Annotated in this window: 6 protein-coding genes; all 6 read left to right on the top strand. The window is 73.1% G+C overall.

The window, feature by feature from the left end; translation table 11 throughout:
* The first annotated feature begins 156 nt into the window (after positions 1-156).
* The 6 genes from QZX64_RS06795 to QZX64_RS06770 all read left to right on the top strand — a co-directional run bounded on the left by QZX64_RS06795 (position 157) and on the right by QZX64_RS06770 (position 7,787).
* Positions 157-2,355: a 3-hydroxyacyl-CoA dehydrogenase NAD-binding domain-containing protein gene (locus QZX64_RS06795; protein WP_295657868.1), complete on the top strand. Its 2,199-nt coding sequence runs from the start codon at positions 157-159 to the stop codon at positions 2,353-2,355.
* Between the two features lie 103 nt (positions 2,356-2,458).
* A complete protein-coding gene (locus tag QZX64_RS06790) occupies positions 2,459-3,166 on the top strand; it encodes an ABC transporter ATP-binding protein (protein ID WP_295657867.1) in 708 nt (235 codons plus the stop codon).
* Entirely contained in the window at positions 3,141-4,691 is a 1,551-nt protein-coding gene (locus tag QZX64_RS06785) for a hypothetical protein (RefSeq protein WP_295657865.1), read from the top strand. Before QZX64_RS06790 ends, QZX64_RS06785 begins: the two co-directional genes overlap by 26 nt.
* A 30-nt stretch (positions 4,692-4,721) precedes the next feature.
* The gene (locus tag QZX64_RS06780; RefSeq protein WP_295657863.1) at positions 4,722-5,969 is read left to right on the top strand and encodes an acyl-CoA dehydrogenase family protein; all 1,248 of its coding nucleotides are present in this window, start codon (positions 4,722-4,724) and stop codon (positions 5,967-5,969) included.
* Positions 5,969-6,724 carry an SDR family NAD(P)-dependent oxidoreductase gene (locus tag QZX64_RS06775; protein WP_295657862.1) on the top strand — a complete coding sequence of 252 codons (756 nt, stop codon included), beginning with the start codon at positions 5,969-5,971 and terminating at the stop codon, positions 6,722-6,724. Before QZX64_RS06780 ends, QZX64_RS06775 begins: the two co-directional genes overlap by 1 nt.
* On the top strand, positions 6,717-7,787 hold the full coding sequence (locus QZX64_RS06770; protein WP_295657861.1) for a phosphotransferase family protein: 1,071 nt from the start codon (positions 6,717-6,719) through the stop codon (positions 7,785-7,787). The genes QZX64_RS06775 and QZX64_RS06770 overlap by 8 nt, the downstream gene beginning before the upstream one ends.
* Positions 7,788-8,037 lie beyond the last annotated feature (250 nt).

Raw genomic sequence — 8,037 nt, 5'->3', positions numbered from 1 at the left:
ACGAGCTCGAGCGCCGCGACCAGAGGAGGGGCCTGGCCACCCTCTGCGTCGGCGGGGGCATGGGCGTCGCCACCATCGTCGAGCTCGTCTGAGGTCTCGAGACGCCGCTCGTCCCTCGCGGCCGCTCGACCACCGACCTAGAACAGGAACGCATCCATGAGCACCAGCACCGAGGCCCAGACCGCGGTCCGCTACGACCGCGACGCCGACGGCATCGTCACCTTGACCCTCGACGACCCGACCGCCGGCGCCAACACCATGAACGAGCTCTACCAGCGCTCGATGCACGACGCCGTGGAGCGTCTGTACGCCGAGCAGGACGACGTCACCGGCGTCGTGGTCGCCAGCGCGAAGAGGACCTTCTTCGCCGGCGGCAACCTCACGCTGCTGTCCTCGGCGACCAAGGACGACGCCGCCGACGTCTTCGCCTCCGCGGAGGCGGTCAAGGCCGACCTGCGCCGCCTCGAGAGGTTCCCCCGCCCGGTGGTCGCCGCCATCAACGGCGCGGCCCTCGGCGGCGGCCTCGAGATCGCGCTGGCGTGCAACCATCGCATCGCCGTCGACGACGGCCGCACCGAGATCGGCCTCCCCGAGGCCACGCTCGGCCTGCTGCCCGGCGGCGGCGGGGTCACCCGCGTCGTACGCATGTTGGGGATCCAGACGGCCCTGATGGACGTGCTCCTCGAGGGCACCCGCTTCAAGCCCGTCCAGGCCCGCGACAAGGGCCTGGTCGACGAGCTCGTCGCGAGCCAGGACGAGCTGCTGCCGGCCGCCAGGGCCTGGCTGAGGGCGAACGCCGAGTCGGCCGCGAACCCGTGGGACGTGCCGGGCTACAAGATGCCCGGCGGCACCCCGAGCAGCCCGAGGCTGGCGCCGTTCCTGCCGGCGTTCCCGGCGCTGCTGCGCAAGCAGACCAAGGGCGCGGTCTACCCGGCCCAGCGCGCGATCCTCTCGGCGGCCGTCGAGGGCGCGTCGACCGACTTCGACACCGCCTCGCGCATCGAGAGCCGCTACCTGACCCGGCTGGTGGTCGACCAGAACGCCAAGAACATGATCCAGGCGTTCTTCTTCGACCTGCAGGCGATCAACTCCGGTTCCCTGCGCCCGCAGGGCATCGAGCCGTGGCAGGCCACCAAGGTGGGCGTGCTCGGCGCCGGCATGATGGGCGCCGGCATCGCCTACTCCTGCGCCCGCGCCGGCATGGAGGTCGTCCTCAAGGACGTGGCGCAGGAGAGCGCCGAGAAGGGCAAGGCGCACTCCGCCACCCTGCTCGACAAGGCGATCTCGCGCGGCCGCTCCACGGAGGAGAAGAAGGCCGAGCTGCTCGACCGGATCACCGCGACCGCCGACCCGGCCGACCTCGCCGGCTGCGACCTGGTCATCGAGGCGGTGTTCGAGGACCCGTCGCTGAAGCGGAGGGTCTTCGCCGAGATCGCGCCGCACGTCGACGACGACGCGCTGCTGTGCTCCAACACCTCCACGCTCCCCATCACCGAGCTGTCGGAGGGCATCGACCGGCCGGCCGACTTCATCGGCCTGCACTTCTTCTCACCCGTCGACAAGATGCCGCTGGTCGAGATCATCCGCGGTCGCGACACCTCCGACGTCGCGCTGGCCAAGGCCTACGACGTGGTGCGGCAGATCAGGAAGACGCCGATCGTCGTCAACGACAGCCGCGGCTTCTACACCTCGCGCGTCATCGGCACCCAGATCAACGAGGGCCTGCGGATGCTCGCCGAGGGCGTGCACCCGGTGTCGCTGGAGCGCGCGGCGACGCAGGCCGGCTTCCCGGTCGGTCCGCTGCAGATCAGCGACGAGCTGAACATGGAGCTGATGAGGAAGATCCGCCTGGCCAACGAGGCCGCCCTCCGCGCCGCCGGTGGCGAGGTCGAGCGCGACCCCGCCACCGACGTGGTCGAGAGGATGATCGGCTTGGGCCGCCCCTCGCGCCTGAAGGGTGCCGGCTTCTACGACTACGACGAGTCGGGCCGGCGCGCCGCGCTGTGGCCGGGCCTGGCGCAGGAGTTCCCGGTCGCCGAGGAGCAGGTGCCGTTCCAGGACGTCAAGGACCGGATGCTCTTCATCGAGGCGCTCGAGACGGCGAGGTGCTTCGAGGAGGAGGTCCTCACCTCCGCCGCCGCCGCCAACATCGGCTCGATCATGGGCATCGGCTTCCCGCCCAGCACCGGCGGTGCCGCCCAGTTCATGACCGGCCACGAGAGCCCCACCGGGGAGATCGGGCTCGAGGCCTTCCTGGCCCGCGCCGAGGAGCTGGCGCAGACGTACGGTGAGCGCTTCCGGCCGACGGCGTACCTCCGGGACCTGGCGGCCTCCGGGGGGTCGTTTGGGGCGTGAGCGTGGTCGCCGTCGGGATCCCCGGATATCCGGGGATCCCAACACCCCCCGCGATCCCCCGATTCCCCGGCCACGCACCCCCGACCTCCGTCACACTGACCCGGTGAGCCAGTTCGCCGTCGACGTCCGCGACCTCCACGTCCGCTTCGGCGAGGTCGAGGCCGTGTCGGGAGTCGACCTCCGTGCCGGCGCCGGCCAGGCGACCGCCCTGCTGGGGCGCAACGGCGCGGGCAAGTCGACGACCATGCGCGTGCTCGCCGGCGTGGTGCCGCCCAGCGCCGGACAGGCGATGGTCCTCGGCCACGACGTCCGCACCGAGACGCTGACGGTCAAGCGCGCAATCGGCTACTGCCCCGACGTCGGCGGGCTCATCCCGCGCGCGACGCCGTGGGAGCACCTGCAGCTCTCCGCCCGGCTCCGGCGGATGCCCGACTGGGAGACCGGTGCCCGCGACCTGCTCGAGCGCTTCGAGCTCGGCGACGTCGCCCACCGCGTCACCGGCGGCTTCAGCCACGGCATGGGCCGCCGCCTGTCAGTGGTCCTGGCCGCCTTCCACCGCCCCGGCGTGCTGCTGCTCGACGAGCCGTTCGACGGGGTCGACCCGATCGGGGTCGAGGCGACGTTCGAGGTCATCGCCGACGCCCGCGCCCGCGGCGCCTGCGTCCTGGTCTCCACCCACCTGCGCGACCTCGCGGTGCAGGCCTGCGAGACGGCGGTGGTCCTGCGTGGCGGCGCGCGCGTCGCCGAGCTGGTAGCCGGAGAGCTGTCGGGGGAGGCCGGGGCCGATGCCTACCGCGCACTCCTGGACTGACGTCGCGGCAGCCCGGGGCGAGTTGGTCCGTGCCGTCGCCGACACCCGTGAGCTGATCCGCTTCCGCGCCCGGACCGTACGCCGCCGCGGAGCCGCCGGCCGCTCCCTGGCCGTCCTCCTGGCGCTGAGCGTCGCGGTCGCCGTCGTGCCCGCGTGGGCGCCGGGGGCGGGTGGCGGCGACGAGGCGTTCGGCGTGCTGCTCGTGCTGCCCTCGATGCTCGCCGGCTTCCTGGTGCTGGCCGTCGTCTCCGCGGTCGCGTCGGGCGGCGGCCGCGAGCTGCTGGCCCGCGACCACGCCGTCGCCTTCCCGGTGAGCCCGACCACCGACCACCTGGGCGCGCTGGTCATGGCGCCGCTCAACATCGCCTGGATCCTGCAGGCGTGGACCCTCCTGGGCGCCGGTGCCTACGCCCTCGGCCCCGGCGGGCTGCCGTACCTCCTGCCCGCGACCCTGCTCTGGATCGTCGCGGCGACCGCGCTCGCGCAGGTGGTGGCGTGGACGACCGAGGCCGTACGCCGCGGCCCTCGCGGAGCCTGGATCGTGCGCGGGCTCGCCACGGCCCTGCTCGTCACGGCCGTCTCCCTGCAGCTGAGCGGGCGGCTGACCGACGTCTTCGACGCGATGCCGACCAGGCACCTCCTGGTCTCGTCGGTCTCGATGCTCGACGGCTTCACGTGGACCTGGCCGGTCACGATCGTCCTCGAGGTGCTCCTGGTTGTCGCGTCCGTGGTCGTCGGCATCTGGCCGGCGCACGTCGCCTCGAAGCGGGTCCCCCGCGACGAGCTGCGGATCGAGTCCGGCTCCCACCCGTCGCGGCCCGACACCCGGGCCGACGTCGCGATGCTGGTGCGGATCGACCGTGCGTCGATCTGGCGCTCGGTGCCGATGCGTCGCGGCCTCATCGTCCTGGCCGTCGGGCCAGGGGCCATCGCCCTGGCCGGCGGGCTCACCTGGAGCCAGATCGCCGTGCTCCCCGGCCTGGTCGCCAGCGGCGGCGCCCTGCTGTTCGGCGTCAACGCGTGGTGCCTCGACGGCCGCGGCGCCCTGTGGCGCGAGAGCCTGCCCGTGCCGCCGTCGGCGGTGTTCGCCGCACGGAGCTGGGTGCTGGCGGAGTGGCTGCTCCTCGGCGCCGTCGTGACCGTCGTGCTCGCCTCGCTGCGGGCAGGGACACCGACCGGTGCGGAGACGACGGCCATCTCCTGCACGCTGGTGGTCGTCGTCGCCCAGGTGGTCGCCGTGGCCATGGGCTGGTCGGGCAGGCGGCCCTTCTCGGTCGACATGCGCTCCGCACGCGCGACCCCCGCCCCGCCGCTGGTGATGGTGGGCTACTCGACCCGGCTGGCCGTCAGCACCACCCTGACCGGGCTGGTCTTCTCGGGGCTGGCGCTGGTGCCCGAGTGGTGGGTCTCGCTGGTCGGGACCGTGCCCTTCCTGGCGTGGTCGACGTACCGGCTGCTGCGTGCTCACCGCCGCTGGACGGACGCCCCGGAGCGGGCGCGCGCGGTGATGACGGTCGCCGCCTGACCGGTCCGCCGCCCGGCTAGGGTCGCCGGCATGGACTTCGCCCCCTCGCCCCGCGCCGCCGACCTGCGCGAGCGGGTGGCGGGATTCCTGGCCGCCGAGGTCGACCCCGTCGAGGGTGACTACCACCGCGACCTCGCCGAGCTGCGGCGTACCGGCGACCCGTGGCAGCCGCTGCCTGTCATCGAGGAGCTCAAGGCGAAGGCGCGCGAGCAGGGCCTCTGGAACCTCTTCCTGCCGCGGGAGCACGCCGGCGAGTACGCCGCCCGCTTCGGCACCGCCGGGGGAGAGGGTCTCACCAACCTCGACTACGCGCCGCTCGCGGAGCTGATGGGCCGGTCGGCGCTCGCGCCCACGGTGTTCAACTGCAACGCCCCCGACACCGGCAACATGGAGGTGCTGCTGCGCTACGGCACCCCGGCGCAGCGCGAGGAGTGGCTCGAGCCGCTCCTCGACGGCCGGATCCGCAGCGCGTTCACCATGACCGAGCCGGAGGTCGCGTCCTCGGATGCCACCAACATGGCGGCCACCGCAGTAGTCGACGGCGACGAGGTCGTGATCAACGGGCGCAAGTGGTGGTCGACGGGCGTCGGGCACCCCGACTGCCGCATCCTCGTCTTCATGGGGCTCACCGACCCCGGGGCGGACCGCCACCACCGTCACACCATGGTGCTGGTGCCGCGGGACACCTCCGGGGTGAGGGTCGAGCGGCTGCTCGACACCATGGGCTACCAGGACGAGCCCTACGGCCACGGCGAGGTCAGCTTCACCGACGTGCGGGTCCCGATCACCAACATCGTGTCGGGGCCTGGCGAGGCGTTCGGGATCGCGCAGGGCCGCCTCGGGCCCGGTCGCGTCCACCACTGCATGCGCCTGGTCGGCCTGGCCGAGATGGCACTGGAGCGGGCGATCAGGCGCGGCCTGGACCGGACGGCGTTCGGCAAGCCGCTGGTGGACCTGGGCGGCAACCGCGAGCGCATCGCCGACGCTCGCATCGCCATCGACCAGGCCCGGCTGCTGGTGCTGCACGCGGCCTGGAAGCTCGACGTCGGCGGCCCGCGGCAGGCGCTGAGCGAGGTCAGCCAGATCAAGGTGGCGGTGCCGCGGATGGCCCAGCAGGTCATCGACATGGCGATCCAGCTGCACGGCGGTGGTGGGATGTCGCACGACTTCCCGCTCGCGATGGCCTACGTCAACGCCCGGTCGCTGCGTCTGGCCGACGGGCCCGACGAGGTGCACCAGGGCCTGGTCGCCCGCCTCGAGATCGGCAAGCACTCCTGATGGCGCGCGTGCTGGTCACCGGGGCGGCCGGTGGGCTCGGCCGTTCGCTGGTCCAGGCGTTCACCGCCCGCGGCGACGACGTGCTCGCGACCGACCTGCGCGGGGCCGACCTCGCCCTCGACGTCACCTCCGACACCGACTGGGCGGCCGCCCGCGAGCACGTCGAGCGGACCTGGGGCGGGCTCGACCTCCTGGTCAACAACGCCGGCATCGCCGGCGGGGGCCGGCTCGACCAGGACACGACCGCCGAGTGGGACCGCCTGATCGCCGTCAACCTGATGGGCGTGGTGCGCGGCACCAAGGCGTTCGTGCCGGTGTTCAAGGCGCAGGGCAGCGGCCACGTCGTCAACGTCGCCTCGCTGGCGGGCCTCGTGCACCCGGCCGGCATGGCGTCGTACAGCGCCACCAAGGCCGCCGTGGTCGCGCTGACCGAGACGACCGGCCACGAGCTGGCCGGCTGGGGCGTCCGTGCCAGCGTCGTGTGCCCGTCGTACTTCCGCACCGGGCTCGTCGAGGCGATGCGTGGCAGCGACGCCGTGGTCGGCGAGGTCGTCGGCAGGCTCGTCGAGGAGTCGCCGTGGGGGCCCGACGACATCGCCCGCGCGGTGGTCGAGGGGATCGAGCGCGGCGACGAGCTGATCCTGCCCGACGACGCCGCGCGGGCGGCGTACCGCCTCAAGACCACCGACCGGCCGGCGTACGACGCGACGATGCGCGCGCAGGCCCGCAGGCTGGAGGAGCACGCCCGTGGCTGACGGCAACCCCGCGAGGCCGGTGCGCGAGGAGGACGCCTTCGACGTCGCCGCGATGGCCGCGTGGCTGCGCGAGCACGCCGATCCCGCGGTGCGCGACGACCTCGCCGGCACGCCGGAGGTGCAGCAGTTCCAGGGCGGCGCCTCCAACCTGACCTACCTGCTGCGCTGGCCCGGCCGCGACCTGGTCCTGCGCCGGCCGCCCGCGGGCGTGAAGGCCCGAGGCGCCCACGACATGGGGCGCGAGCACCGCATCCAGGCAGCGCTGGCTCCGGTCTTCCCGCTGGTGCCGGCGATGGTGGCGTCGTGCGACGACGAATCGGTGATCGGCTCGCCGTTCTACGTGATGGAGGCGGTGGCGGGCACGATCACGCGGCGCGAGGTGCCGGCCGGGCTCACGCCCGCGTCCACCGCGACGCTGTGCGCCAACGCCTTCGACGTGCTCGTCGACCTGCACTCCGTCGACGTCGCCGCGCTGCCGGGGCTCGCCGCGCTGGGCAGGGGCGAGGGGTACGTCGCGCGGCAGGTCTCCGGCTGGACCACCCGCCTGGCCAACGTCCGCACCGACGACATGGGCGACTGGTCCGACATCACGGGCTGGCTGCACCAGCGGCAGCCGGCCGACGTCGCGAGCTGCCTGGTCCACAACGACTTCCGCCTCGACAACCTGGTGCTCGACGCCGACGACCCCACGCGGATCGTCGCGGTGCTCGACTGGGAGATGGCCACCGTGGGCGACCCGCTGATGGACCTCGGCGGGGCCCTGGGCTACTGGGTGCAGGACGACGACGACGAGTTCTTCCGCGCCTTCCGCCGCCAGCCCTCGAACGCCCCGGGGATGCTGACGCGCGAGCAGATCGTCGCCCGCTACTGCGAACGCACGGGCCGCTCGGTCACGCCGGAGCAGTGGCGCTTCTACGAGGTGTTCGGGCTCTTCCGGCTCGCCGTGATCGCCCAGCAGATCTGGTACCGCTACGCCCACGGCCAGACCACCAACGAGCGGTACGCCGTGTTCGGCCCCGCGGTCGGCTACCTCGAGCAGCGCTGCCGCGCGCTCCTGGTGTGAGCAGGCGGGCCCGGCTCTGGCCGCACTTCAACACGACGTACGTCAACAGCGGGGTGACCCGGCTGATGGTGGGGTCCACGGGCGCGGCTGGTGGTGACCTACCGGTGAGGTGGTGCGGCGGGTGCAGTGCCGGGGTAGTTAGGCGCGAAATGGCTGCCTGGCGGGCCTTGGGTTCAAGGAGCTAGTGCAACACCTCTCATGAGGAGGTTGTGGTGGTTCATCTCCTGGCGATGCGTCGGCGGTTCTGGCA

It is taken from the genome of uncultured Nocardioides sp. (genome assembly GCF_902805925.1).
Taxonomy (GTDB): Bacteria; Actinomycetota; Actinomycetes; order Propionibacteriales; family Nocardioidaceae; genus Nocardioides.
Note: the sequence above shows the minus strand (reverse complement) of the source record. Positions and strands in the feature narration are given on the sequence as shown.

Coding starts and splice junctions, on each gene's coding strand:
- QZX64_RS06785 (WP_295657865.1), top strand. CDS start 3,141: ATGCCTACCGCGCACTCCTGGACTGACGTCGCGGCAGCCCGGGGCGAG.
- QZX64_RS06780 (WP_295657863.1), top strand. CDS start 4,722: ATGGACTTCGCCCCCTCGCCCCGCGCCGCCGACCTGCGCGAGCGGGTG.
- QZX64_RS06775 (WP_295657862.1), top strand. CDS start 5,969: ATGGCGCGCGTGCTGGTCACCGGGGCGGCCGGTGGGCTCGGCCGTTCG.
- QZX64_RS06795 (WP_295657868.1), top strand. CDS start 157: ATGAGCACCAGCACCGAGGCCCAGACCGCGGTCCGCTACGACCGCGAC.